Consider the following 23,628-nt stretch of genomic DNA (forward strand, 5'->3'; position numbering starts at 1 on the left):
ATCAGGGCGCATGACAACAGCAGCCATCATCGTTGCAGCGGGGCGCGGAACCCGTGCCGGGGGCGCGATTCCCAAGCAATTCCAGCCACTTCTGGGCACCAGCGTGTTGCAGCGCAGCGCCGATGCGATGCTGTCGCATCCGCGGATCGATACGGTCGTGGTCGTGATTCATCCCCAGGACGCCGCTCTTTTCGCCAGCGCCTGCCCGGATCTGGACCGGCGCGTCACCCTGACCACCGGCGCCGACAGCCGCGACGGGTCGGTCCGGGCCGGTCTGGCCGCCCTGCCCGAAGGCTGTGACCGGGTGCTGATCCATGACGGCGCGCGCCCGCTGGTCAGTGCCGCGCTGATCGACGCGGTGCTGGCGGGGCTGGCGGACCATGACGGTGCCGCCCCGGCCCTGGCCGTGACCGATGCGCTGTGGCGCGGCGCCGGGGGCCGGGTCACCGGCATGCAGCCGCGCGACGGGCTTTATCGCGCGCAAACGCCGCAGGGATTTCACCTGAACGCGATCCGCGCCGCCCATGAAGCCCATCCCGGTGGCGCCGCCGATGATGTCGAGGTCGCGCTGGCCGCCGGGCTTGACGTGGCGGTGGTCGAGGGCGAAGAGCAGAACATCAAGCTGACGCATCCGCAGGATTTCGACCGCGCGGCGCGGCTTTTGCAAAAGAACGGGGACAACGTGGATATTCGCACCGGAAACGGGTTTGACGTGCACGCGTTCGGGGATGGCGACCATGTCACCCTGTGCGGCGTGCAAATCCCGCATGCGCGCGGGCTCAAGGGACATTCGGACGCCGATGTGGGCATGCACGCGCTGACCGACGCGCTTTATGGCGCGCTGGCGCTGGGGGATATCGGGCGGCATTTCCCGCCCAGCGACCCGCAATGGAAAGGCGCCGACAGCCGGATCTTTCTGGATCACGCCGCGGCTTGCGCGCGCGACCGGGGCTATGCCATTTCGAACGCCGATGTCACGCTGATCTGCGAACAGCCCAAGATCGGCCCGCATGCGGTCGAAATGGCCGCCGTGCTGGCCGGGATCTGCGGCATCGACGCGGACCGGGTCAGCGTCAAGGCCACCACGTCCGAGCGGCTGGGCTTCACCGGCCGCGAGGAAGGCATCGCCGCCATCGCAACCGTCACATTGGTATCCGCATGACTCTGACACGCCTGATCGCAACCTTCATCGGCTCTGGCTATCTGAAACCGGCCTCGGGCACCTGGGGCACCCTGGCCGCCCTGCCCGTCGCCTGGGCGCTGGCCACGCTGGGCGGCGCGGGGCTGTTCACGCTGGCCACGGCGGCGGTCTTTGCGCTGGGCTGGTGGGCCACGGCGGCCGAAACCGCCGGCAAAGCCGATCACGACCCGTCCGAGATCGTGATTGACGAGGTCGCGGGCGTCTGGATCGCGCTGATGCCGGTGATCTGGGGCGCGACGATGCGGGGTGTCGATCTGATGGCGCTTTATCCCGGCTGGATCGCGGCCTTCCTGCTGTTCCGGCTGTTCGACATCTGGAAACCCGGCCCCATCGGCTGGGCCGACCGGCGCGGCGATGCGCTGGGGGTGATGCTGGACGATGTGATCGCGGGGGTGTTTGCCGCCATCGGCACCATCGCGCTGGCCGCGCTGGCCCACGGGGTGCTGATGTGACCGACGCGGCGCATGTCCTGGACCTGGCACGCCGGGCGGGCGTGATGATCACCACCGCCGAATCCTGCACCGGCGGGCTGATCGCGGGCGCATTGACCGAGGTTGCGGGATCGTCCGATGTGGTGGATCGCGGCTTCGTCACCTATTCCAACGCCGCCAAACAGGACATGCTGGGCGTGTCGCCCGCCACGCTGGACGCCCACGGCGCGGTCTCTGAACAGGTCGCGGCCGAAATGGCCACGGGCGCGCTCAGCCGGTCGCAAGCCGGGCTGGCGGTGTCCGTCACCGGTATCGCGGGCCCCGGCGGGTCCGCGCTGAAGCCCGAGGGGCGCGTGTGTTTCGGGCTGGCGCAAGCGGGGCAGCCGGTGCGGACCGAGACCGTGGATTTCGGCGCTTTGGGCCGGGCACAGGTGCGCCAGGCGACGGTGGCCCACGCGCTGGGGCTGTTGGCGGCGGCCCTGTCGGATTGAATCGCATTTTGATTACTTTTTGAACATACAGGCGCAATATGCGCGCATTTACTATGCAGATTGCACTATGCATAGGTTTTAATCGACTTGAATCCACTTTGCCTCTTTATTTTGCGCAAACCCACCGCTTGAAGCCCTTCCACAAAATCAAGAACCGGAAGGATGTGGGACAATGAATGGCGCAGATACCGCCTGGATCATCGTGGCAACGGCCCTTGTGCTGTTTATGACGCTGCCGGGGCTGGCCCTGTTTTACGGCGGGCTTGTCCGGGCGCGCAACGTGCTGAGCGTGTTTATGCAATGCTATGCCATTGCCTGTCTGATGAGCGTGCTGTGGCTGGTCGCGGGCTATTCCATCGCCTTTGGCGACGGCAACACGCTCTGGGGCGGGTTGGGCAAGATGTTCCTGTTGGACATCACCGCCGACAGCCTGTCGGGCACCTTGCCCGAGGTTCTGTTCTTCGCCTTTCAGATGACATTCGCCATCATCACGCCCGCGCTGATCGTCGGCGCCTATGTCGAACGCATCGGCTTTGGCTTCGTGCTGCTGTTTTCGGGGCTTTGGATGCTGCTGTGTTATGCCCCGGTGGTGCACTGGATCTGGGGCGGCGGGATGCTGGCCGATGGCGGCATCTTCGGCGAGACCGGCGTGCGCGATTTCGCGGGCGGCATCGTGGTGCATGAAACCGCCGGGATCGCGGCGCTGCTGATTGCCGTCTTCCTGGGCCCGCGCCAGCACCGCACCACGCCGCCGCACAACCCCGGCTACGTGATGATCGGCGCGGCAATGCTGTGGGTCGGCTGGTTCGGCTTCAACGGCGGCTCGCAACTGGCCGCCGATGGCGGGGCCGCGATGGCGCTGACCGTCACGCATATCTCGGCCGCGACGGCCTCGCTGACCTGGGCACTGTGGGAGAAGCTGAAATACGGCAAAGCCTCACTTGTGGGGATCGTCACCGGCACGATTGCGGGCCTGGCCTCGATCACCCCGGCCTCGGGCTTTGTCGGCCCGGTCGAGGCGCTGGTGATCGGCGCGATTGCCGGTGTGCTGTGCCAGGAGGCGGTGAATGTCATCCGCAACATGCTGAAGATCGACGATACGCTGGATGTCTTTGCCGTGCACGGTGTCGGCGGCATCTTCGGCACGATCATGATCGCCGTCTTCGGCGCCGGCACCTGGGCCGCGCAGCTGGGCGGGCTGGCTGTCGTGGGCGCTTATACCGTCGTCGTCACGCTGGTGCTGATCTTCGTGACCCGCGCCATCACCCCCCTGCGGGTATCGCCCGAGACCGAGGTCAACGGCCTGGACCTGGAGGTGCATGGCGAACGGGCTTACGACATCGTGTCGTAAGGCTGAAACAACGCGGGCCGTGCCACAAGGTGCGGCCCTTTTTCTATGCCTGATCGCCGCGCAGCAACGCCCCCAGCGCGGCCAGATCCGGCCCCGTCGCATCCGTGGTCACATCCCACAGCCGGGTCGCAATATCGTCGCCCAGCAACGCCCCGGCCTTGTGCCGCAGCTTGGCCGCGCGCACGTCCAGCGCCATGGGGGCGTTCAGGTCGTGGCGCGCCGTCAACACGCGGCCATCGACCAGGGTCAGGTCCACCTGCGCGGCGGTTTCGGCCAGACTGTCATCGGCCACCACCGTCACCTTGTCGCGCAAGGCGACAACGGTGGGATCAGCGCAAAGCGCGTCGGTGAAATTGGCGATCGCCCCGGTGTCATGGCCCAAGAGCGCCATTGCGGCGGTCATGCGATAGCTGAACTTGGCCTCCAACCCCGTTTCGGGGGCGGGGATGTTGCAGACGCTCAGCCAGCGCGGATGGGTGGTGACGGTCAGGCCGGTGATCGTCGCGGGATCGCAATCGAACTCCGCCAGAGCCTCGAGCATCGCGTGCGTGCCGTGGCAACAGGCGTGGAACTTGTGGCTGATGGTCTGGAACAGCCAGGCCGTGCCCAACCCGTCCAGCGCGCCCGCATCGGCCGCGCCCGCATGGGTGGGGCCAAAGCCCTGTGGCCCATCGATCCCGGCGGGGTTCGACACGAAACCGCGCGCGGCCAGCAAAGCGGCCTCGACCCCATTCGCGGCGGCGATCCCGGCGTTATAGGGTTTGCCCATGGTGCCGAATTGCGATTTCAGCCCCGCCGCGCGGGTCGACACCAGCCCAAGCGCCTGTGTCATCTGCCGCGCGTCACAGCCCAAGAGCCGCGCCGCCGCGATGGTGGCGCCAAAGGCACCCGCCGTGGCGGTCTGGTGAAACCCGGTCTGGTAATGCGCCCGGCCCAGCCAGACGCCCACACGGATCGATGCCTCGACCCCCAGCAGCGCGGCGGTCAGGAAATCGGTGCCGCTGGCGCGCGTGCCCTCGGCCACGGCCACGGCCAATGCCGCGGGGATCACCGCGACGGACGGGTGGCCGATATGGGCGAAATGCGTGTCGTCGTAATCCAGCGCATGGCTGGCCGCGCCGTTGACCAGCGCCGCGGCGCGGGCTGGCAGGCGGGTTGGGCTGCCGATCACGCTGGCCTCGGCCGTGCCGCCGTCTTCCAGCGCCAGACCGCGCGTGATCCGCGCCACCGGCTCGTCGCGCCCCGCGATGCCGCAGGCCGCCCAATCCAGCAGCGACAGGCGCATCATGTCAAAGGGGGCATCCCCGGCAACGGCCCCGATGCCGAACGCCGCCAGCTTTTGTGCCAATGCCGTCATGTGCCCCCCTTCCCGGCGCTCAGCCGTATAATGCCGCCGCGCGATCCTCGAACGCCTTGACGACACGCTGCATCGCCTCGCCAAAGACCACACCGATCACGCCCTGCAGGATGCGGTTCTTGAATTCGAAATCGACGAAGAAATCGACGGAACAGCCGCCCTCGGGCAGGTCGGCGAAGGTCCAGTGCGATTTGAGGTATTTGAACGGCCCGTCCAGATATTCGGTGTCGATCCGCCGGTCGGCGGGCCACAGCGTCACCCGGCTGCCGAACCGTTCGCGGAACACCTTGAACGAGATCACCAGGTCGGCCTCCATCACCTCGGCCCCGTCGGGGCGGGGTGTGCGGCTGCGGATGCGCGCGGCCGCCGTCCAGGGCAGGAAATCGGGATAAGACGCCACATCCGCCACAAGGTCATACATCTGCTGTGCCGTATAGGGCAGCGTTCGGCTTTCGGAATGGGTCGGCATGGCCCGTTTTTCTTGTTAAAGCTGGCCCCGAGGTTTCCGATATGGACGGCAAAATTTCAAGGGGGTCATATGCCGCAAATGCCTTATGTCATCGACGAGATGATCTCGGCCAAGACCATCGCCGCCCGGGTCGAGGCGCTGGCGCATGAGATACGCGCCGAATTTGCCGATACCGACAAGCTGGTCGTGGTGGGGCTGCTGCGCGGGTCTTTCGTGTTCATCGCCGATCTGGTGCGCGAGCTGGATTTGCCGGTCGAGGTCGATTTCCTGGAGGCATCGTCTTACGGCGACGGGATGGAAAGCACGCGCGAGGTGCGCATCCTGAAGGACCTGCGCGGCGCGATCGAGGGGCGCGATGTGCTGGTGGTCGAGGATATCGTCGACACCGGCTTCACCCTTGGCCATGTGATCCACATGCTTCAGGGGCGCAATCCCGCGCGGCTGCGGGTCTGTGCGCTGCTGGACAAGCCGTCGCGCCGCGAGGTGCCGGTCAAGGCCGACTGGACCGGGTTCGAGATACCGGATGAATTCGTCGTGGGCTATGGCATCGACTATGCCCAACGCAACCGCAACCTGCCCTTTATCGGCAAGGTGCGGTTTGTGGATGTGTCCGAAAAACCCCAGTGATCTCAAGGTGATCACAAGCCGGGGCTTGGCCTTTTCGCAGTTGCGGCATATGCTGGGCGGGAACAAAGGATCAACCATGACGCGTGCCGCCCCCCTGACACTGGCCCTTGGCCTGATTGCCCTGCCGTTGCGGGCCGAGCCGTTGCAGGGCGAGCTGCGGCTGGGCGCGGTCGATACCGATACCGGGACCGAGGCAACGGTGTTTGCCGATTTCGACTGGCAGTACCGGCTGGGATCGGGCGGGCTGGCCTTCGGCTCGTACGGTGTCTGGACCGAGGATACGCATCCCCACGAAACCTATGCCACGCTGTTTGTCGATCTGGGCGGCGGGCAGCTGTCTGCGGGCGTGCCGCGCCCGGCCTATGACCAATTCGCGGTGGCCGCGGTCGATCACGCCTTTCCCAGCCTGGGCATCAGCTTTGTCGGTTCCACCCGCAGCCACGCCACCGCCGTCGCCGCCGATGGCGCGGGCGTGCCGCTGGGGCTGATGTATCGCGCGGGCGCGGACGATCTGGGCTGGGCGGTATCGGCCCACGATATCGACCGGACCGACACGCAATTGCTGAGCTTCGGCGCCGGGTTCGCGGTTCAGGACTGGCAGTTTTCGGTCGCGACCGAATGGGTCGATGGCCCCGGCGACAGCGATCTGAACGCCAAGATCCAGGGCGGCACCGCCCTGGGATCAGCCTGGTTGAGCGCCAGCTATTTCACCGCCGGCGCACAGGACGCGCCGGATCTGGCCGAGCTGGCCGCGACCCTGCCGGTGAATGACCGGCTGTCAGCGACGCTGTTTTCCGTCCTGCCGACCGAGGATCTGGACGACAGCTATCTGGGCGCGGCGGCGCGCTACACCCTGGGCCGCCACGTCGTGCTGGACGCGGCCGCCGCCCATGGCGATGGCGACACCTGGCTTGGCGCCTCTGTCGGGTTGCAGTTCTGATCCCCTGACCCCGCGCCAGATGCCGCCGCACCGGATCAGCCGGGGACGATCGGCTGCACCGGTTCCTCTTGCGCCTGCATCAGGGCCTCGAACTCGGGCAGGCCCAGCGTGCCCAGCGTTTCGCCATTGGGGCCCAGGATTTCATAGATCAGACCGTTGGTGACCTTGTTGCTGAACCAGGCGATGCAATCCACGTCGCCGCCGCCTTCGGTATGGGGCGCGCCCCCGCCGGGTTTCTGCACGAAGCTGGCGGTCGGGCGAATCTCGGTCAGCGTGCCGTCGGCATCGTAAAGCCGCAGCTCGCCCTGAATGATGAAGGTGCTGTAATCGGCATGGTGCCTGTGCAGCGCGATGCGCTCATTGGCAGCGAACTTGAACAGCACGTCCACCACGTTCAGCGTCTTGTCCACGTTCAGGATGTGATACCACAGGTGATCGATCCCCTCGACCGTGTTCCATTTGACATTCGACTGGTCGAATGCAGCAGCGGCCTGGGAAGCGGCCCGGCTGGCATTGGCGCCCATGGCAACGGCGGCCACGGTGGTTCCGATGGTCGCCAACCCCTCGCGGCGTGTCAGTTTTGTCATCTTGTCCTCCTGTCAGGCTTGAATCGTTCGACGAAACGTCAAGCCGTGAAAAAGGAGCATACCCGCCCGGCGGATGTGCCAGTTTGTTGCAAGGAAAATGCAAGAAAACTGCAAAAAGCGCCGGATTTGGCACGCAGCCAACGGCGCGCGCGACAGATGCGTTGGGCGCGGCCCCTAGCCCAGCTTGGCCAGCCGCGCCTCGCGCAGCCGCGCGAAATCGTCGCCCGCGTGATAGGACGAGCGTGTCAGCGGCGTGGCCGAGACCATCAGGAAGCCCTTGCCGAACGCCGCTTTCTCATAGCTGGCGAATTCCTCGGGCGTGACGAACCGGTCGACCGCGTGGTGTTTCGGCGTCGGCTGCAGGTACTGGCCGATGGTCAGGAAATCGATATTGGCGGCGCGCATGTCGTCCATGACCTGCAGCACCGATTGCCGATCCTCGCCCAGCCCCACCATGATGCCCGATTTGGTGAACATCGTGGGGTCCAGCTCTTTGACCCGCTGCAACAGGCGCAGGCTGTGGAAATAGCGCGCGCCCGGGCGCACCTCGGGGTACAGGCCCGGGACGGTTTCCAGATTGTGGTTGAACACGTCAGGTTTCGCCGCGACCACGGTTTCCAGCGCGCTGTCGGCGCATTTCAGGAAATCAGGCGTCAGGATCTCGATCGTGGTGGTGGGGCTGCGGTGGCGCACGGCGCGGATGGTCTGGGCGAAATGCTCGGCCCCGCCATCGTCGACATCGTCGCGGTCAACGGATGTGATCACCACATGGTTCAGCCCCAGCTTCTGCACCGCATCGGCCACACGGCCCGGTTCGAACACGTCCAGCGCATCGGGGCGTCCGGTGGCGACGTTGCAGAAGGTACAGCCCCGGGTACAGATCTCGCCCATGATCATCATGGTGGCGTGGCCCTGGCTCCAGCATTCGCCGACATTGGGGCAGCCAGCTTCCTCGCAGACGGTGGTCAGCTTGTGCTCGCGCATGATCCGGTGGGTGTCGGCATAGCCCTGACCGCCCGGCGCCTTGACCCGGATCCAGGCCGGTTTCTTCGGCTGGACATTGTCGGGGCGATGCGCCTTTTCGGGGTGGCGCTGTCCGGGGATCTTCAGGTCGCGCGTGCTCATGCTGGGCCTCCTCCGCCTATGGGCTGGTTCTAGCGCGTTTGTGCGCCCGTTCCAAGCCGCCCCGCCGCAACCCGGCCCTGCGCCGGGTGCAGGACGGTGTCGCCGGCGCTCAGGCGGCCACAGATACCGGCGCGCGGACGGGCATTGCGGGCACGGGACGGGGTTCGGGATCCTGGGCATAGATGCCCCAGCGCGCGTCCCAGGCCCCGGCCGCCGGGCAATGCAGCAGCACGCCGGTATTGGCCCACAGGATCTCTTCCTCGGCAAAGCCCAGCTCGGTCAGTGCCAGCGCCGCGCGAGCCGGGCGCTGAGCCACGCCCGCACGGTCGCGCAGGTCGCGGGCGGCGATCAGCCGGTGTTCCTGTCCGCCATGGCGCGCGGCCTCGACCGGGCACAGAACGCCCTGCCCCGGCATCAGCACCAGGTCGCTACAGGCGCCCAGCGTGCCGCCAGCGATCCGCACCGGCAGGATCCCCGCCGTGATCAGCGCGTCGCGGGTGACGAAATGGCGGCGCACCGCCTGTACCTGGCGCAGACCGCCGTCGAAGCTGTGGATGCGGTCGCCCACGGTGATCGCATCGACCGGGCGCCAGCCGCTTTCGGTTTCCAGCAGCGTGCCGCCGGTCAGGCCGCGAAACGCGGTGGGCCGGTGCGGGGCGACGATGCGGGCGGCGTCGGTCTGAGCGGGGTCGAACTGAGCGGGATCTTGGTGGAACATCGGGTCTCTCCTCGGGTATGGGGTCATGTCGTCCTGTCCAATTGGGGCCCCTCAATTCTGCCCGATTTTTGTCATATCCGCGGCTCATAAATGGCACCTTTTCGCCACGAGAACCAATGCCGTGCACAACCTTTGATTTAGCCGTGCGCCGACAACTCAATTAAGATTCCATTTACCGAGATCGCCCGTTTCGGCACGATTTCAGGGGGATAGCCGCTCTTCGCGCCGGTCCGATTCGATTCGTCCGCGCCCGATTCGGCGCTTGAGCCGCCCCCGCCACGGTGGATGCGCCGTTAGCGATTGTGGCGCGCCGACGCGGGGCGGCCACAAAGATGAACGCCGCCGGGCGCCGCCCCCGGCCACGGGCGTGCCGAAACCTGTGGCCCCCTGCCCTGAATTTACGCAACGGCATGGCTTTTTGCCGCCGATCCGCGCCCGGGCGGATATTGGCGTTGAAGCGCTGTCTGGAATCGTTCTAAGCACGGATCAGATCATGCTGCCCCGCAGCAATCTCATTTCAGATCGACAGGAGAGTCCGATGAAAACAGGTCACAAGCTGCCCCAGGTCACGTTCCGCACCCGTGTCCGCGACGAAAGCATCGACGGCCCGAACCCCTTTCGCTGGCAGGACATGACGACCGACGATTATTTCGCCGGCAAGCGCGTGGTGCTGTTTTCGCTGCCGGGCGCGTTCACGCCGACCTGCTCGACCTATCAGCTGCCCGGGTTTGAAAACGGGTTTGCCGATTTCGCGGCCCAGGGCGTCGACGCGATCTATTGCATGTCGGTCAATGACAGCTTCGTCATGAACAAATGGGCCGAGGCGCAGGCGCTGGAAAACGTCAAGGTGATCCCCGATGGCGCGGGCGAATTCACCCGCCGCATGGGGATGCTGGTGCACAAGGACAATCTGGGCTTCGGGCTGCGCTCGTGGCGCTATGCCGCCGTGGTCAAGGATGGCGTGATCGAGGCGTGGTTCGAAGAGCCGGGCCTGGCCGACAACCACGCCGAAGACCCCTATGGCGTGTCCTCGCCCGAGACCGTGCTGAACTGGCTGGTCGAGGACGCACAGGGCGCCGCGGCCTGATATCGGGCGGCCACAGATCGGATTTCAGACGGGCGTCCGGGGATCGGGCGCCCGTTTTTTGATGCGCTTTCGCGGCGCGCGGGGCATAGTCGGGGCGCACACCGATCCGAAAGTCAGCCATGGCGCACAGCACGTTGAGCGGCCGCCTCGCCAGAACGCAACAATTCCTGAAACAGATCGTCTATGGCGGCAATGACGGCATCGTCACGACCTTTGCCGTCGTGTCGGGCTTTGCCGGGGCGTCGGCCGACGGGACCGCCCAGATCGGGGCGCTGGCGGTGCTGGTCTTCGGGCTGGCGAACCTGTTTGCCGATGGCGTGTCGATGGGGCTGGGCGAGTTTCTGTCGGCGCGATCGCAGCGCAAGCTTTATCAGGCGCGGCGCGGCGATCTTCAGGCGCGGGTCCGGCTGGACCCGGCCGAGGCCGCGCGCGATCTTGCCGCGCAGTTCGAACGGCGCGGCATGGCCCCCGCCGATGCCGCCCGGATCACCGCCTGCCTGCAAGGGGACGAAGGCGTGACCACCGAGCTGCTGATGCGATGGAGCGCCGACCAACCCGCCCCGGCGGACGGGCCTGCGGGAATGAACGGGCTGGTGACATTCCTGGCGTTCCTGCTGTTCGGGTCGATCCCGCTGGCACCCTATTTCATCCATGCCGACGGCTCGCATAATTTCGCGCTGTCGGTCGGGGCCACATTCGTCGCACTGACCGCGCTGGGCCTGTTGCGGTCGAACGCGACGGGCGAACCCGTCGCGCGCTCGGTCGGGGAAACCGTGGTGATCGGCGGGCTTTGCGCCGCGATCGCCTTCGGTGTCGGTCATCTGGTGGGGGGCTGAGGGGGGGGCACCCTAGCCGATCAGATCGCCCCCCATCCCGGCCTGGGCGTCGTAATGCGCCCGCAGCCGTTGCAGCGCGATCCGCAGCACGATCTTGCCCGACCGGGCCGACCAGCCCATGCGCTTTTCGGCGGTTTCCAGACCTTCGAGGAAGCAGCAGCAGCGCAGCACCACATCGCCCAGCCCCGGTCCCAGCTCGCGCAGCGCGCCGGCCACCCGGTCACGCGCAGCGCGCGGCCCCTCGGCCGGGCCGCTGCCGCCGAAGCTGCCCCGGTCGCCCGCCGTCAGGAACCGGTCCCAGTTCTGGGTCACGCGCGGCCCCATCTGGGCCAGCTCGAAATCCTCGCGCAGGCGCTCGCCCGCCGCGACCAGCTCCGGCGACAGGAAGGGGCGGCCATCCTTGTCCTTGCGCCGCGCCAGCAGCGCCAGCGGGCTTTCGGCCAGGTTATAGCGGATCTTCTGCGCCTTTTCGCCCGCGGCATCGGGGATTTCACGCGTCGCCCAGACACGGTGCTGATCGGCAAAGGGCATCGGCGCCTCGGCAAAGCCGGGCTGGCGGCCGGTGTCCTCGGCCAACAGACGTTTCAGCGCGCTGCGCCCCACCCCGGTGATGCGATAGGTGGCGATGCGCCCTGGCCGGTCGCACAGGATCCAGTCGTTCAACGCAAACGCCTCGGCCACCACCCGCTCGATTACCGCGATCCGCGTGGGCTGCGCGTCGCCGCTGTCCTTCAGCACCGCCGCCTTTTCCAGTTCGGGCGAGATCACAAGATAGGCGTTGGTTTCGCACAGGCGCCGCAGGATACGGCGGGCTTCACGGTTGACGGTGGCGTCATCGACCGGGGTGCGCAGCGGGCGCAGGGGAGCTGTCATGTCTTGGCTGTCCTCTTGTTGATTGATTGGCAGAAAAGCCGCCCCAAGCCGGGTCAGGGCGCTGTCGACCAGCGGATCGTCGCGGCGCTGTTCGCATCGCCGGATCTGCCGCAGGATGGTCGAGGGATGCAGGCCGCAGGCGCGCGCCAGGCTTCGGATCGTCTGGCCCGTTTCGGTATGGGCCAGATAGAATCTGACTGTATCGGGCACCCAGAGCGGCATCATCGCCGCCGTTGCAGATTGAGCCATCATGCCTTCCCTGGACACGAGATCCCCCGGTTGGTTGTCGCGCAGCGCCATCCCTTCCCTTGGATGAAGCGAATTCTACCTATGCGTGTATTTCTTACCGAGCCGTTAAAGGAACGGCCTTTGCGAAGAATTGAATCTTTTCGATAAACCCTTCTTAAACCGACGTTCGCCGGATCGCCGCCATCCGCAACACCCGCTCAGGTTGTTCAATATGGTCCCGACACATCAACCGGAGGCTGACCGATGACCGATACCCTGACCCTTGTGAAAGCACTGCGCCGTCCCCGGCTTCTGATCCGTGCCGCGCGGTACGGCATGACGGATTACCGCCGCGACCGCGATCTGCGGCGGCTTCTGCGGGGGGCGCGCCTGCCCAGCCCGTCCCAGGCGCTGGGCGCGTTGATCGAACAGGAGGCACGGCTGGAGGAAACCCGGCAATCGGGCGATGCGGCCTATTCGATCAGCCGCCATATCGAGCTGCTAATCGCCATGATGGCCGAGGCGCGGCTGATCCCGGTCAACCGCGACGGTCCGGCGGGCGCCTGAGCCCGCCGCCCAGGCCCCCGAACGCTGTCAGACCATCGTGTCCGGCAGCGTTTCCTTTTTGCGCGCGACATAGTCGGTCAGCGCCTCGTGCACGCCCGGATCCAGCGCGGGCTGCTGATAGTCGGCCATCATCCTGTCGACCCGGGCCGCGGCCAGCGTCACGGTATCGCGCGCGCCCTCTTCCTCCCAGGTCTCGAACGGTTTGTAGTCCAGAAGCTGGGTCCGCCAGAACGCATCCTTGAAATGCGCCTGGGTGTGGGCACAGCCCAGATAGTGACCGCCCGGCCCGACCTCGCGGATGGCATCCATCGCCTGGGCGTCGGTATCGACCGCGACCCCGCCCGCCATCTTGTGCAGCGTGCCCAGCTGGTCGGCATCCATCACGAATTTCTCGAAACTGGCGACCAGACCGCCCTCCAGCCAGCCACAGGCGTGCAGCATGAAGTTGACCCCGCCCAGAAGCGCCGCGTTCAGCGTGTTTGCGCTTTCATAGGCCGCCTGGGCATCGGGCAGTTTCGACCCGCACAGCCCCCCACCCGACCGGAACGGCAGCCCCATGCGCCGGGCCAGTTGCCCCGCACCATAAAGGATCTGGCTGGCCTCGGGCGTGCCGAAGGTGGGGGCGCCGGAATTCATGTCGATCGAGGCGACGAAGGCGCCAAAGATCACCGGCGCGCCGGGGCGGACCAGCTGGCTGTATGCGACACCGGCCAGCACCTCGGCCAGGACCTGCGTCAGCGTGCCCGCGACCGACACCGGCGCCATCGCCCCACCGACGATGAAGGGCGACACGATACAGGCCTGATTGGCGGCGGCATAGGCCTCGAGCGCGCCCATCATCACCGAATCGAAGGTGAGCGGCGAGTTGATGTTGACGAGCGAGGTCATGACCGTCCGGTCGTCCAGCCCGCCAAACAGGATCTCGGCCATCTCGATGGAATCGCGTGCGCGACTGGGTTCGGTGACCGACCCCATGAACGGTTTGTCGCTGAGCGTCATATGCGCCATCAGCATGTCCAGGTGCCGCTTGCTGACCGGCACATCGGTGGGTTCGCACACGGTGCCGCCGGAATGGTGCAGCCATTTCGACATGTAGCCCAGCTTCACGAATTTGCGGAAATCCTCCATCGTGGCATAGCGGCGGCCGCCAGCGGCATCGCGCACGAAGGGCGGGCCATAGACCGGCGCCAGCACCAGCGACTTGCCCCCGATCTCGACATTGCGGGCGGGATTGCGGGCGTGTTGGGTGAAACGGCCCGGCGTCGTGGCACACAGCTTTCGCGCCAGCCCGCGCGGGATATGCACCCGCTCGCCGCGCACATCGGCCCCGGCCGCGCGCCAGCGGTCCAGCGCGGCGGGGTTTTCGACAAAGGCCACGCCGATCTCTTCCAGGACGGTTTCGGCATTGGCCTCGATGATCTCGAGCGCCTCGTCGTTCAACAGCTCCAGGTTCGGGATCTGACGCTCGATGAAACGGGCGCTGTCGAACGACACCGCCCCACGCTCGGCCCGGCGGGCGCTGCCCCCGCCACCGCGTGCGCGACGTTTGCTGCGAACTTCTTCCATTTGCGGACCTCCGGGCTGCGGGGGCCTTGCCCCTCGATGCATCGGATATATCCCAGATCGCCGCGCCCGGCGGCTAAAAACCGGCCATCTTGGGGGGAAAGCGACATGCGCGGCACGCGGGGCGGCATCCAGAAATTTATTTATCAAATATCTGAATATGTAAATATGAAGGTCGGGACCGATCAAAAAACGGCCACGACCGCCGTCCCGAACACGAAAAAAGGTCAGGCCAACGGTGCCGGGAGGAAACGGGGCACCACCAAGGGAGAGAGATTCATGAAGATCGACAATCTGCGCCGCCGGGTTCCGGTGCGCGCCTGTGTGACGCTGTGCCTGGCGGTGGAGCTGGCCACCCCGGCGGCGGCCACGAACGGCTATATCGCCAACGGCTATGGCGGCGGATCCAAGGGCATGGCGGGCGCCGGTGTGGCGGTGCCCACGGGCGTTCTGGGCCTGGCGCAAAACCCCGCGATGGGCAACAAGATCGGCAATTCGGCGGGGTTCTGTCTGACCACATTCGCGCCCGACCGGGGCTTTACCGTCGATGGCGCGGGCGGGTTGCAGACCGGCACGCAGAAAAGCAAGAACGACATCTTCTTCATCCCCTGCGGCGGCGCGAATTTCCGGTTGAGCGACCGGGCGGCGCTGGGCCTGTTCATGTTCGGCAATGGCGGTATGAACACCGAATACGACACCAATGTCTTTGTCCCCGGCTATGGCCCCGCGGGCACCGCGCCCCTGGGCGTGAACCTGGAACAGGCGTTCTTTTCGGCCAATCTGAGCTATCAGGTGAACGACAAGCTGGCGGTCGGGTTTTCGCCCATCTATGCGCTGCAACGGTTCAGCGCCACGGGGTTCGAGAACTTCACCGGCTTTTCCGCCGATCCCGCCAACATGACCAACAATGGCGATGACTGGTCGAGCGGCTTCGGCTTCAACCTGGGGGTCCTTTACGAGCCCAATGCACAATGGAGCTTCGGCGCCGCCTATCGCTCCCGCATGCAGATGGAGGAGTTCGACAAATATTCCGGCCTCTTCGCCGAACAGGGCGGGTTCGACGTGCCCGCCGTGGCCACGATCGGCGCCGCCTATCGCCCGCCCAATACCCCGCGCCTGACCCTGACGGCAGGGGCGCAGCGCATTTTCTATGGCGATATCAAGGCGTTGGCCAACAGCTCGACATCGCTGGCAGCCCCCTTCGGCGCCGATGACGGGCCGGGATTCGGCTGGAAGGATGTGGATGTCCTTCGCGTCGCCGCGATCTATCAGGCCAACCCGCGCCTGACCCTGCGCGGCGGGCTGTCCTATGCGACCGAATTCACCGATGGCGAAAATGCGCTTTTGAACATCGTCGCGCCGGCCACGCCGCAATGGCATGCCTCGGTCGGGGCCAGTTACAAGCTGGACGACCATTGGGGGATCACCGCGTCCTATACCCATGCGTTCGAAAACAGCGTGAGGGGGACCAATCCAGCGCTGGCGCCGACGCAACCGGTCAAGATCCGCATGCGGCAGGACGAGCTTGCCATCGGCATGACCTATCGCTGGTGACCGCTGCCCCTCGCGCCCCTTGCGCGCGGGGGGATCGATGCTTGCCTTTGGCGGCCCAAGGGGTATCGCTGGTCGCGCAACAATGACGGACCCACACCATGCGCCAGACGCCCAAAACCCCTGTCACCCTCGGCGCCTGGCTGGCCTTTGCCGTGGCGACCGTGTTCTTCCTGTTCGAATTCGTCGCCCGCATCCTTCCCAGCCTGGCCACGGATGGCATCGGCACCTGGTACGGGCTGGGCAGCGCCGGGACCGGGACGCTCTCCAGCCTGTTTTTCTGGGTCTATGCGCCGATGCAGATCGCGGTGGGCGTGCTGCTGGACCGGTATGGCGCGCGGCGGCTGGTTCTGCCCGCGATTGCGGTCTGTGCGACGGGTGTCGCGCTGTTTGCGGCCAGCGATGCGGCGGTGATCGGCGGGCTGGCCCGGGCGCTGACGGGGTTGGGCGCGTCATTCGCCTTTGTCGGTGCGCTTTACGTGGTCAACCACCGCTTTGCGCCCACGCGCTTTGCGCTGCTGTCGGGGCTGGTCAATGCGGTTGGGATGCTGGGCACGGCCATCGGCGCGGTCTGGCTTTCGGGGCTGATCCAGGCCGAGGGCTGGCGCATGGTCTGTTTCCAGCTTGCGGGCGTCGGCGCGCTGATCTTCGGGCTGGCGGTGCTGTTCCTGCACGATGGCGATGACGCGCCCGAAACCGCGCCGGGCAGCCACCCGCTGCACACGCTGAAACCGCTGCTGCGCGATGGACGGGTCTGGCGCATCGCGCTGATGGGGGCGCTGTTTTACGTACCGGTCAATGTCTATGGCGGGCTCTGGGGCAAGGCGCAGCTGATGCATGACCGCGCGCTGGGCGACACCCAGGCCGAGCTGGCGGTGTCGATGCTGTTCTGGGGCATGGCATTGGGCAGCGTGGCGGCGGGCTGGCTGTCGGACCGGCTGGGCCACCGCAAATACATCGTGCTGGCCTGCACCCTGCTGACGGCGGCCACCTATGGCGCGGCGCTGTTCCTGCCGGGGCTGGGGCTGGTGCCGCTGGCGGGGCTGCTCTTTGCCGCCGGCACCTTCAACGGGGCGCAGATGCTGAGCTTTGCGATGGCGAAAGAGGGGCACCCGCCCACCGTTTCCGGCACGATCATCGCTTTCGTCAACATGATCGGCATCGCGGGCGCGCTGGTGTTCCAGCCGCTGCTGGGCGCGCTGATCGACGCGGCGGGCGGCGCGTTCGGCCCGGCGATGCTGACGATCCCGGCCTCGGGCCTGCTGGCGGCGCTGCTGACACTGACGATCCGCGAATACCGTCACCCCGATCATGTCGATTAGACCCTTGCGCCGCATCGCGTGCTTGCCTATTGGCTGGTTATGAACAGCCAGACCCATGACCGCCTTCTGATCATCGACTTCGGTTCCCAGGTGACGCAGCTGATCGCGCGCCGCCTGCGCGAGTTGAATGTCTATTGCGAAATTCACCCCTATCAGAACGTCACCGACGCCTTTCTGACCGACTTCGCGCCCCGCGCGATCATCTTCTCGGGCGGGCCGGATTCGGTGATGCGCGCGGGCTCGCCCCGCCCGCCGAAAGCGGCCTATGAACTGGGGGTGCCGATCCTGGGCATCTGCTATGGCCAGCAGGTGATGATGCACGATCTGGGCGGCAAGGTCGAAGCGGGCGAACACGCCACCGCGGAATTCGGCCGCGCCTATGTCACCGCGACCGAAACCCGGCCCGACCTGCTGACCGGCTGGTTCCTGGAAGGGCGCGAGCAGGTCTGGATGAGCCACGGCGACCATGTCTCTGAAATCGCACCGGGGTTTCAGGTTTACGGCACCTCGCCCGGCGCCCCCTTCGCGATCACAGGCGATCCGGCGCGGAACTTCTGGGCGGTGCAATTCCACCCCGAGGTGCACCACACCCCCAACGGCGCCACGCTTTATGAGAACTTCGTCCGCATGGCCGGGTTCAAGGGCGACTGGACCATGGGCGCCTATCGCGACGAGATGGTCGCCAAGATCAGGGAACAGGTCGGCGACAAGAAGGTGATCTGCGCCCTGTCCGGCGGCGTCGACAGCTCGGTCGCGGCGGCGCTGATCCACGAGGCGATCGGCGACCAGCTGACTTGCGTCTTCGTCGACCACGGCCTGCTGCGCAAGAACGAGGCGGACGAGGTCGTGGGCATGTTCCGCGACCACATGAACCTGTCGGTCATCCATGCCGACGAGGCCGATCTGTTCCTGGGCGAATTGGACGGCCAATCCGACCCCGAGACCAAGCGCAAGATCATCGGCCGGCTCTTCATCGACGTGTTCCAGAAATACGCCGACCAGATCGACGGCGCCGAATTCCTGGCCCAGGGCACGCTTTATCCCGATGTGATCGAAAGCGTGTCGTTCAGCGGCGGGCCGTCGGTCACGATCAAGTCGCACCACAATGTGGGCGGGTTGCCCGAGAAGATGGGCCTGAAACTGGTCGAGCCGCTGCGCGAACTGTTCAAGGACGAGGTGCGCGCGCTGGGCCACGAACTGGGCCTGCCCGACAGCTTCATCGGCCGCCACCCCTTCCCCGGCCCCGGCCTGGCGATCCGCTGCCCGGGCGAGATCACCCGCGAGAAGCTGGAGATCCTGCGCGAGGCCGACGCCGTCTATATCGACCAGATCCGCAAGCACGGGCTTTATGACGAGATCTGGCAGGCCTTCGTCGCGATCCTGCCCGTGCGCACCGTGGGCGTGATGGGCGACGGGCGGACCTATGACTATGCCTGCGCGCTGCGGGCGGTGACCTCGGTCGACGGGATGACGGCGGATTACTATCCGTTCAGCCACGAATTCCTGGGCGAAACCGCGACCCGCATCATCAACGAGGTCAAGGGCATCAACCGCGTGACCTATGACGTGACCAGCAAGCCGCCCGGCACCATCGAATGGGAATGACCGGCCCGCGCATCCGCCTGACCGGCCATATCGACGTGCCCGCCGACCGGCGCGCGGCGGTGATGGCAGCCCTGCCCGACCATATCCGCCTGACCCGCGCCGAACCCGGCTGTCTGGCCTTCGACGTGACGCCCGATCCGTCGGTGCCGGGGCGTCTGCTGGTGTCGGAGCTGTTCACCGACCAGACCGCGTTCGACGCGCATCAGGCCCGCGCCGGTGCCTCGGACTGGGCGCAGGTCACGGCCGGTATCCCGCGCCATTACAGCATCGATCATGTCACCTAGGGTGCTGGCACTGAGCGCGGCGCTGGTCGCGGGCATCGTGACCGGGGCCCAGGCGGCCTATATGTGCGTGGGTGCCTCGCCCCGGTTCCTGCTGTTCATCGACCACGGCGCGGCCCAGTTCGATTTCTATCCCGGCACCGCCTTTCGGGTCGATCCGCCCGCCGCGCGCATCCCCGCCGATACCGCCAGCGCCCACACCCTGACCTCGGGGCCGCACCGCATCCCGGTGATCCTGGCCCCGCGCGCCTGTCCGGTGCTGGGCGCGACCCTGCCGGTGACGGCGGAACTGGCCCTGCCGGGCATCGAAGGCCCCGAGATGATCGTCGGCTGCTGTTCGGTGATGGCACAGTAATGCGGCCCGACCGGCAGATGTTGCAGGCCATGGCCTGGATGATCGGCACGATCACCGCGTTTTCGGCCATGGCCGTCGCGGGCCGCGCCGTTCAGGTCGAGCTCGATACGTTCGAGCTGATGCTCTATCGCTCGCTGATCGGGCTGGGCATCGTGCTGGCGGCGGCCACGCTGCTGGGCCGGTTTCACCAGATCAGCCGCCGCCACCTGGGCACGCATCTGCTGCGCAATATCAGCCATTTCACCGGCCAGAATCTGTGGTTTTATGCGCTGACCGTGCTGCCGCTGGCGCAGGTCTTTGCGCTGGAATTCACCGCGCCGCTTTGGGTGACGCTGCTGGCGCCGCTGTTCCTGGCCGAGCGTTTGACCCCGCGCAAGCTGCTGGTGGTCGTGCTGGGCTTTGCGGGCATCCTGATCGTCACGCGTCCCGACCCCGGCCAGCTCAGCCCCGGCCTGTTTGCGGCGGCGGCGGCGGCGATCGGCTTTGCGGGCTCGGCGATCTTCACCAAGCGCCTGACGCGCAGCGAATCCGTTCTGTGCATTCTGTTCTGGCTGACCCTGATGCAGGCCACGCTGGGGCTGATTTGCGCCGGGTTCGACGGCCGGATCGGCTGGCCCACGATCCAGACCTGGCCCTGGCTTGCGGTGATCGGCGCGGCGGGGCTGACGGCGCATTTCTGCCTGACCAAGGCGCTGTCGCTGGCGCCCGCATCGGTGGTCATGCCGGTGGATTTCCTGCGCCTGCCGGTGATATCGGTTGTGGGTGCAATGGTTTACACCGAATCGCTGGACCTGTGGGTGCTGGTGGGCGGCGGCGTTATCCTTGGGGCCAATTTACTCAATCTTAAGGGAAAATAGGTCAAAAACGACACGCCACGGGCGAAAGGTTCCGCTACGACCTCTGACGTGGCGTCAATGATTGACGTAATAAAATGTCGGGCTGTAGCGTGCTTGAACAACATAAAACGTGATGGGACGAGAAATGACACGTGTTTTGGGAGGAGTGGCCGTTGCGGTGATCGCTGCAACGCCAGGATTGGCCGGTGGGATCGAAAGAACCACGCAATCCGCGCAGGTTCTGTTCGAAAAGGGCAACTATGCTGAGTTCAGCGTTGCCAGCGTGAAGCCCACGCTGGATGGCGAGGACGTGCTGGACAACGAGATCAGCAATGTGACCGACAGATACGGTCTGGCGTCGGCGGCGCTGAAGTTCAACATCAATGAAACGCTGGACGCGGCGATCATCTTCGACAAGCCCTTCGGTGCCGATGTCAAATACCGCTATGACGGTGTTCTGCCGTTTCAGCCGGCCCTGCTGGACGGGACCTCGGCCTATGCCAATACCAGCGCGATCACGGGTTTGTTGAAGTACAAGTTCAACGAGAATTTCAGCGCCTATGGCGGTATCCGCGCACAGCAGGCTTACGGCGAAATCACCCTTGGCGGTGCGGCCTATGGCCCGTTCAGCGGCTATAATGTCGAGCTGGATCGCGATCAGGCCTTTGGCTATGTCGCCGGTGTGGCCTATGAACGGCCCGATATCGCGATGCGGATCGCCTTCACCTACAATTCGGAAATCGAGCACAACATGGACACGACCGAGTCCGGTGCCTTGCCGTTCCTGAACGGGACATCGAAGACGAAGGTCAAGACACCGGAATCCTTCAACCTGGAATTCCAGAGCGGCATCGCCGCCGACACGCTGCTGTTCGGCTCGATCCGGCATGTGAAACACTCGCAATTCCGGTTGGACCCCGAACTCTTCGTCGCACAGGTCCCCGGTGGACTGATCGATCTGAACGACACCACGACCTATCGCCTGGGCATCGGACGCAAGTTCAACGAAAAATGGTCGGGTGCGATCACTTTGGCTTACGAGGACGCGGACGACAAGCTGGTCTCGCCGCTGGCGCCCTCGACCGGGTTCAAGCAGATCTCGATCGGCGCCACCTACAAGGCCACGCCGATGCTCGAACTGTCGGGCGGGATCAGCTATACCATGGTCGGTGACGCGAACCCCGAAACCGGCACCCCCGACACCGCACGGGCCGAGTTCGACAACAACGACGTGGTGGGCATCGGCTTCAAGGTCGCCTATCGGTTCTGAGCCACCTGCAACGCGATGAAAACGCCCGCCCCCCCTGGCGGGCGTTTTTCGTTGCGCCCCGTCGATTGCATTTGACCGGCTCAGCGGGGCTGGCTACCACACGGGTCGATACGGATCGAGGGCCCCACATGATTTACCAATCCGCCGCGGACTGGCAGGCCGCCACGCGCAAACGCATCCTGTTCTTCGGCATGTCCGGCCTGGGCAAGACGCATCTGTCGACCATGCTGCGCGCCAGCGGCGGGTGGTTCCACTATTCCATCGATTACCGCATCGGCACCCGCTACATGGGGGAATACATCGCCGATAATGCCAAGGCCGAGGCGATGAAGGTGCCGTTCCTGCGCGAGCTGCTGATGTCGGATTCGATCCATATCGGCTCGAATACCAGCTTTCACAACCTCACGCCGGTCTCCAGCTATCTGGGCAAGCCGGGCGATCCCACGCGCGGCGGGCTGCCATATGTCGAATATTGCCGCCGCCAGGACCAGTTCCGCCGGGCCGAGATCGCGGCGCTGATGGACACCGGCTATTTCATCGACCGGGCCGAGCGGCTCTATCACTATCCACATTTCATCTGCGACACCGGCGGGTCGATCTGCGAATGGGTCAACCCCGATGACGCCCAGGATCCCGTCCTGTCGGAATTGTCGCAACACACGCTGATGGTCTGGATCCAAGGGTCCGACGCGCACACGGCCGAGCTGATCCGGCGTTTCGACAAGGCGCCGAAGCCCATGGCCTATGACCCGGCCTTCCTGGATCAGGTCTGGCAGGCTTATCTGAAGGAATTCAACACGGTCGAGACCGAAGTTGATCCGGATGACTTCATCCGCTGGACCTATGCCCAGGCGCTGGCCCACCGCCAGCCGCGCTACGAAGCCATGGCGCGCAACTGGGGCGTGACCGTCACCGCCGAGGACGTGGCCCAGGTCCGCGACGCGGCGGATTTCGATGCGCTGATCGCCCGCGCCCTTGAGACCCGCTGAGTTTCCGCCTATCTGACGGGCCTGCCGCAACAGGAACCTGACCCATGCCGATCAAACTGCCCTCGACCCTGCCCGCCTTCGACGTTCTGACGCGCGAAGGGGTGATGGTCATGGGCGAAGGCCGGGCCGCGCGGCAGGATATCCGCCCCCTGCGCATCGGACTGTTGAACCTGATGCCCAAGAAGATCCAGACCGAGACCCAGTTCGCCCGGTTGATCGGCGCCACGCCGCTGCAGATCGAGCTGAGCCTGATCCGCATGAGCGGGCACGAGACCAAGAACACCGCCGCCGAGCACATGGAAGAGTTCTATCGCCCGTTTTCGGATGTCCGCGCCACGGGCGAGAAATTCGACGGGCTGATCGTGACCGGCGCGCCGATCGAACATTTGCCTTTCGATCAGGTGACTTACTGGGACGAGTTGAAAGACGTTTTCAACTGGACCCAGACCCATGTGCAGTCGACATTTGGCGTCTGCTGGGGCGGCATGGCGATGATCAACCATTTCCACGGCGTGCAGAAACACATGCTGGATCACAAGGCGTTCGGCTGTTTCCGGCATCAGAATCTGGCGCCGGCCTCGCCCTATTTGCGCGGGTTTTCCGACGATTGCGTGATCCCCGTCAGCCGCTGGACCGAAATGCGCCAGAGCGAGATCGACGCCGCCCCCGGCCTGCGCACCCTGCTGGGCAGCGCCGAGGTCGGCCCCTGCCTGGTCGAGGATCCGGGCCATCGCGCGCTCTATATCTTCAACCATTTCGAATATGACAGCGGCACGCTCAAGGAAGAATACGACCGGGATGTCGAAAACGGCACGTCGATCAACGTGCCGCAGAACTATTACCCCGGCGACGATCCCAGCAAAAATCCGATGAACCGCTGGCGAAGCCACGCGCATCTTCTATATGGCAACTGGATCAACGAAATTTACCAGAGCACGCCGTTTGAGATTGCGCAGATTGGGACTTAG

The 23,628-nt window shown here is 65.6% G+C and carries 25 protein-coding genes; 18 read left to right on the forward strand and 7 right to left on the reverse strand.

Going from position 1 to position 23,628, the window contains the following annotated elements; all coding sequences use genetic code 11:
• Positions 1-10: 10 nt before the first annotated feature.
• The 4 genes from CLM60_RS13975 to CLM60_RS13990 all read left to right on the forward strand — a co-directional run bounded on the left by CLM60_RS13975 (position 11) and on the right by CLM60_RS13990 (position 3,474).
• Positions 11-1,162, forward strand: coding sequence for a bifunctional 2-C-methyl-D-erythritol 4-phosphate cytidylyltransferase/2-C-methyl-D-erythritol 2,4-cyclodiphosphate synthase (locus CLM60_RS13975; protein WP_095589749.1), 1,152 nt, complete (start codon positions 11-13; stop codon positions 1,160-1,162).
• Entirely contained in the window at positions 1,159-1,653 is a 495-nt protein-coding gene (locus CLM60_RS13980) for a phosphatidylglycerophosphatase A family protein (RefSeq protein WP_095589750.1), read from the forward strand. Before CLM60_RS13975 ends, CLM60_RS13980 begins: the two co-directional genes overlap by 4 nt.
• Complete coding sequence (locus tag CLM60_RS13985) at positions 1,650-2,123, forward strand: CinA family protein (RefSeq protein WP_095589751.1); 474 nt, start codon at positions 1,650-1,652, stop codon at positions 2,121-2,123. The genes CLM60_RS13980 and CLM60_RS13985 overlap by 4 nt, the downstream gene beginning before the upstream one ends.
• Before the next feature lie 172 nt (positions 2,124-2,295).
• Positions 2,296-3,474, forward strand: a complete 1,179-nt coding sequence (locus CLM60_RS13990; RefSeq protein ID WP_095589752.1) for an ammonium transporter — start codon at positions 2,296-2,298, stop codon at positions 3,472-3,474.
• Positions 3,475-3,517: 43 nt separating this feature from the next.
• Here the strand turns inward: CLM60_RS13990 and CLM60_RS13995 are convergent, their stop codons facing one another.
• Both CLM60_RS13995 and CLM60_RS14000 read right to left on the reverse strand, forming a co-directional pair.
• Positions 3,518-4,831: an MmgE/PrpD family protein gene (locus CLM60_RS13995; RefSeq protein WP_095589753.1), complete on the reverse strand. Its 1,314-nt coding sequence runs from the start codon at positions 4,829-4,831 to the stop codon at positions 3,518-3,520.
• A gap of 19 nt (positions 4,832-4,850) precedes the next feature.
• Complete coding sequence (locus CLM60_RS14000) at positions 4,851-5,300, reverse strand: type II toxin-antitoxin system RatA family toxin (RefSeq protein WP_095589754.1); 450 nt, start codon at positions 5,298-5,300, stop codon at positions 4,851-4,853.
• Positions 5,301-5,369: 69 nt separating this feature from the next.
• Between CLM60_RS14000 and hpt the strand changes: the two genes are divergently transcribed.
• Positions 5,370-5,927, forward strand: a complete 558-nt coding sequence (hpt, locus tag CLM60_RS14005) for a hypoxanthine phosphoribosyltransferase (RefSeq protein ID WP_095589755.1) — start codon at positions 5,370-5,372, stop codon at positions 5,925-5,927.
• 76 nt (positions 5,928-6,003) lie between these two features.
• Positions 6,004-6,867 carry a hypothetical protein gene (locus CLM60_RS14010; RefSeq protein ID WP_141246526.1) on the forward strand — a complete coding sequence of 288 codons (864 nt, stop codon included), beginning with the start codon at positions 6,004-6,006 and terminating at the stop codon, positions 6,865-6,867.
• 35 nt (positions 6,868-6,902) lie between these two features.
• On the opposite strand, the gene CLM60_RS14015 is transcribed toward CLM60_RS14010, so the two are convergent.
• From CLM60_RS14015 to CLM60_RS14025, 3 genes are all read right to left on the reverse strand, one after another.
• Positions 6,903-7,454: a regulator gene (locus tag CLM60_RS14015; protein WP_095589757.1), complete on the reverse strand. Its 552-nt coding sequence runs from the start codon at positions 7,452-7,454 to the stop codon at positions 6,903-6,905.
• A gap of 174 nt (positions 7,455-7,628) precedes the next feature.
• Complete coding sequence (lipA, locus tag CLM60_RS14020; RefSeq protein ID WP_095589758.1) at positions 7,629-8,579, reverse strand: lipoyl synthase; 951 nt, start codon at positions 8,577-8,579, stop codon at positions 7,629-7,631.
• Positions 8,580-8,688: 109 nt separating this feature from the next.
• Positions 8,689-9,297 (reverse strand): Hint domain-containing protein, encoded by a 609-nt coding sequence (locus CLM60_RS14025; RefSeq protein ID WP_176473884.1) that lies wholly within the window; start codon positions 9,295-9,297, stop codon positions 8,689-8,691.
• Positions 9,298-9,835: 538 nt separating this feature from the next.
• On the opposite strand from CLM60_RS14025, the gene CLM60_RS14030 reads away from it, so the two are divergent.
• Together CLM60_RS14030 and CLM60_RS14035 are read left to right on the forward strand one after the other, a co-directional pair.
• Positions 9,836-10,384 carry a peroxiredoxin gene (locus tag CLM60_RS14030; RefSeq protein WP_095589760.1) on the forward strand — a complete coding sequence of 183 codons (549 nt, stop codon included), beginning with the start codon at positions 9,836-9,838 and terminating at the stop codon, positions 10,382-10,384.
• Positions 10,385-10,503: 119 nt separating this feature from the next.
• Positions 10,504-11,220: a VIT1/CCC1 transporter family protein gene (locus CLM60_RS14035; RefSeq protein ID WP_095589761.1), complete on the forward strand. Its 717-nt coding sequence runs from the start codon at positions 10,504-10,506 to the stop codon at positions 11,218-11,220.
• A gap of 12 nt (positions 11,221-11,232) precedes the next feature.
• On the opposite strand, the gene CLM60_RS14040 is transcribed toward CLM60_RS14035, so the two are convergent.
• Positions 11,233-12,345, reverse strand: a complete 1,113-nt coding sequence (locus tag CLM60_RS14040; protein ID WP_176473885.1) for a DUF6456 domain-containing protein — start codon at positions 12,343-12,345, stop codon at positions 11,233-11,235.
• Positions 12,346-12,585: 240 nt separating this feature from the next.
• Between CLM60_RS14040 and CLM60_RS14045 the strand changes: the two genes are divergently transcribed.
• Positions 12,586-12,888 carry a DUF6477 family protein gene (locus CLM60_RS14045; RefSeq protein WP_095589762.1) on the forward strand — a complete coding sequence of 101 codons (303 nt, stop codon included), beginning with the start codon at positions 12,586-12,588 and terminating at the stop codon, positions 12,886-12,888.
• Between the two features lie 27 nt (positions 12,889-12,915).
• On the opposite strand, the gene CLM60_RS14050 is transcribed toward CLM60_RS14045, so the two are convergent.
• The gene (locus CLM60_RS14050) at positions 12,916-14,454 is read right to left on the reverse strand and encodes a trimethylamine methyltransferase family protein (RefSeq protein WP_095589763.1); all 1,539 of its coding nucleotides are present in this window, start codon (positions 14,452-14,454) and stop codon (positions 12,916-12,918) included.
• 276 nt (positions 14,455-14,730) lie between these two features.
• Here CLM60_RS14050 and CLM60_RS14055 point away from each other — a divergent pair, with 276 nt between their 5' ends.
• From CLM60_RS14055 to metA, 9 genes are all read left to right on the forward strand, one after another.
• Positions 14,731-16,005, forward strand: a complete 1,275-nt coding sequence (locus CLM60_RS14055; RefSeq protein WP_176473886.1) for an OmpP1/FadL family transporter — start codon at positions 14,731-14,733, stop codon at positions 16,003-16,005.
• A 98-nt stretch (positions 16,006-16,103) separates the two neighbouring features.
• Complete coding sequence (locus tag CLM60_RS14060; protein WP_095589765.1) at positions 16,104-17,324, forward strand: MFS transporter; 1,221 nt, start codon at positions 16,104-16,106, stop codon at positions 17,322-17,324.
• A 39-nt stretch (positions 17,325-17,363) separates the two neighbouring features.
• Entirely contained in the window at positions 17,364-18,929 is a 1,566-nt protein-coding gene (gene guaA / locus CLM60_RS14065; RefSeq protein WP_095590709.1) for a glutamine-hydrolyzing GMP synthase, read from the forward strand.
• Positions 18,926-19,213, forward strand: coding sequence for a putative quinol monooxygenase (locus tag CLM60_RS14070; RefSeq protein ID WP_095589766.1), 288 nt, complete (start codon positions 18,926-18,928; stop codon positions 19,211-19,213). The genes guaA and CLM60_RS14070 overlap by 4 nt, the downstream gene beginning before the upstream one ends.
• A complete protein-coding gene (locus tag CLM60_RS14075) occupies positions 19,203-19,565 on the forward strand; it encodes a hypothetical protein (protein ID WP_141246527.1) in 363 nt (120 codons plus the stop codon). Before CLM60_RS14070 ends, CLM60_RS14075 begins: the two co-directional genes overlap by 11 nt.
• On the forward strand, positions 19,565-20,422 hold the full coding sequence (locus tag CLM60_RS14080; RefSeq protein ID WP_095589768.1) for a DMT family transporter: 858 nt from the start codon (positions 19,565-19,567) through the stop codon (positions 20,420-20,422). The genes CLM60_RS14075 and CLM60_RS14080 overlap by 1 nt, the downstream gene beginning before the upstream one ends.
• Before the next feature lie 124 nt (positions 20,423-20,546).
• The gene (locus tag CLM60_RS14085) at positions 20,547-21,671 is read left to right on the forward strand and encodes an OmpP1/FadL family transporter (RefSeq protein WP_095589769.1); all 1,125 of its coding nucleotides are present in this window, start codon (positions 20,547-20,549) and stop codon (positions 21,669-21,671) included.
• A 128-nt stretch (positions 21,672-21,799) separates the two neighbouring features.
• Complete coding sequence (locus CLM60_RS14090; RefSeq protein ID WP_095589770.1) at positions 21,800-22,660, forward strand: ATPase; 861 nt, start codon at positions 21,800-21,802, stop codon at positions 22,658-22,660.
• A 44-nt stretch (positions 22,661-22,704) separates the two neighbouring features.
• Positions 22,705-23,628: a homoserine O-acetyltransferase MetA gene (gene metA / locus CLM60_RS14095; RefSeq protein WP_095589771.1), complete on the forward strand. Its 924-nt coding sequence runs from the start codon at positions 22,705-22,707 to the stop codon at positions 23,626-23,628.

Source organism: Actibacterium ureilyticum (assembly GCF_002285435.1).
Classification (GTDB): Bacteria; Pseudomonadota; Alphaproteobacteria; order Rhodobacterales; family Rhodobacteraceae; genus Actibacterium_C; species Actibacterium_C ureilyticum.

Coding starts and splice junctions, on each gene's coding strand:
- CLM60_RS14010 (WP_141246526.1), top strand. CDS start 6,004: ATGACGCGTGCCGCCCCCCTGACACTGGCCCTTGGCCTGATTGCCCTG.
- lipA (WP_095589758.1), bottom strand. CDS start 8,579: ATGAGCACGCGCGACCTGAAGATCCCCGGACAGCGCCACCCCGAAAAG.
- CLM60_RS14075 (WP_141246527.1), top strand. CDS start 19,203: ATGTCACCTAGGGTGCTGGCACTGAGCGCGGCGCTGGTCGCGGGCATC.
- CLM60_RS14055 (WP_176473886.1), top strand. CDS start 14,731: ATGAAGATCGACAATCTGCGCCGCCGGGTTCCGGTGCGCGCCTGTGTG.
- CLM60_RS14045 (WP_095589762.1), top strand. CDS start 12,586: ATGACCGATACCCTGACCCTTGTGAAAGCACTGCGCCGTCCCCGGCTT.
- CLM60_RS13975 (WP_095589749.1), top strand. CDS start 11: ATGACAACAGCAGCCATCATCGTTGCAGCGGGGCGCGGAACCCGTGCC.
- CLM60_RS14090 (WP_095589770.1), top strand. CDS start 21,800: ATGATTTACCAATCCGCCGCGGACTGGCAGGCCGCCACGCGCAAACGC.
- CLM60_RS14060 (WP_095589765.1), top strand. CDS start 16,104: ATGCGCCAGACGCCCAAAACCCCTGTCACCCTCGGCGCCTGGCTGGCC.
- CLM60_RS13990 (WP_095589752.1), top strand. CDS start 2,296: ATGAATGGCGCAGATACCGCCTGGATCATCGTGGCAACGGCCCTTGTG.
- CLM60_RS14035 (WP_095589761.1), top strand. CDS start 10,504: ATGGCGCACAGCACGTTGAGCGGCCGCCTCGCCAGAACGCAACAATTC.
- CLM60_RS13980 (WP_095589750.1), top strand. CDS start 1,159: ATGACTCTGACACGCCTGATCGCAACCTTCATCGGCTCTGGCTATCTG.
- CLM60_RS14080 (WP_095589768.1), top strand. CDS start 19,565: ATGCGGCCCGACCGGCAGATGTTGCAGGCCATGGCCTGGATGATCGGC.
- CLM60_RS14085 (WP_095589769.1), top strand. CDS start 20,547: ATGACACGTGTTTTGGGAGGAGTGGCCGTTGCGGTGATCGCTGCAACG.
- metA (WP_095589771.1), top strand. CDS start 22,705: ATGCCGATCAAACTGCCCTCGACCCTGCCCGCCTTCGACGTTCTGACG.
- CLM60_RS14040 (WP_176473885.1), bottom strand. CDS start 12,345: ATGATGGCTCAATCTGCAACGGCGGCGATGATGCCGCTCTGGGTGCCC.
- CLM60_RS14000 (WP_095589754.1), bottom strand. CDS start 5,300: ATGCCGACCCATTCCGAAAGCCGAACGCTGCCCTATACGGCACAGCAG.
- hpt (WP_095589755.1), top strand. CDS start 5,370: ATGCCGCAAATGCCTTATGTCATCGACGAGATGATCTCGGCCAAGACC.
- CLM60_RS14070 (WP_095589766.1), top strand. CDS start 18,926: ATGACCGGCCCGCGCATCCGCCTGACCGGCCATATCGACGTGCCCGCC.
- guaA (WP_095590709.1), top strand. CDS start 17,364: ATGAACAGCCAGACCCATGACCGCCTTCTGATCATCGACTTCGGTTCC.
- CLM60_RS14030 (WP_095589760.1), top strand. CDS start 9,836: ATGAAAACAGGTCACAAGCTGCCCCAGGTCACGTTCCGCACCCGTGTC.
- CLM60_RS14050 (WP_095589763.1), bottom strand. CDS start 14,454: ATGGAAGAAGTTCGCAGCAAACGTCGCGCACGCGGTGGCGGGGGCAGC.
- CLM60_RS14015 (WP_095589757.1), bottom strand. CDS start 7,454: ATGACAAAACTGACACGCCGCGAGGGGTTGGCGACCATCGGAACCACC.
- CLM60_RS14025 (WP_176473884.1), bottom strand. CDS start 9,297: ATGTTCCACCAAGATCCCGCTCAGTTCGACCCCGCTCAGACCGACGCC.
- CLM60_RS13995 (WP_095589753.1), bottom strand. CDS start 4,831: ATGACGGCATTGGCACAAAAGCTGGCGGCGTTCGGCATCGGGGCCGTT.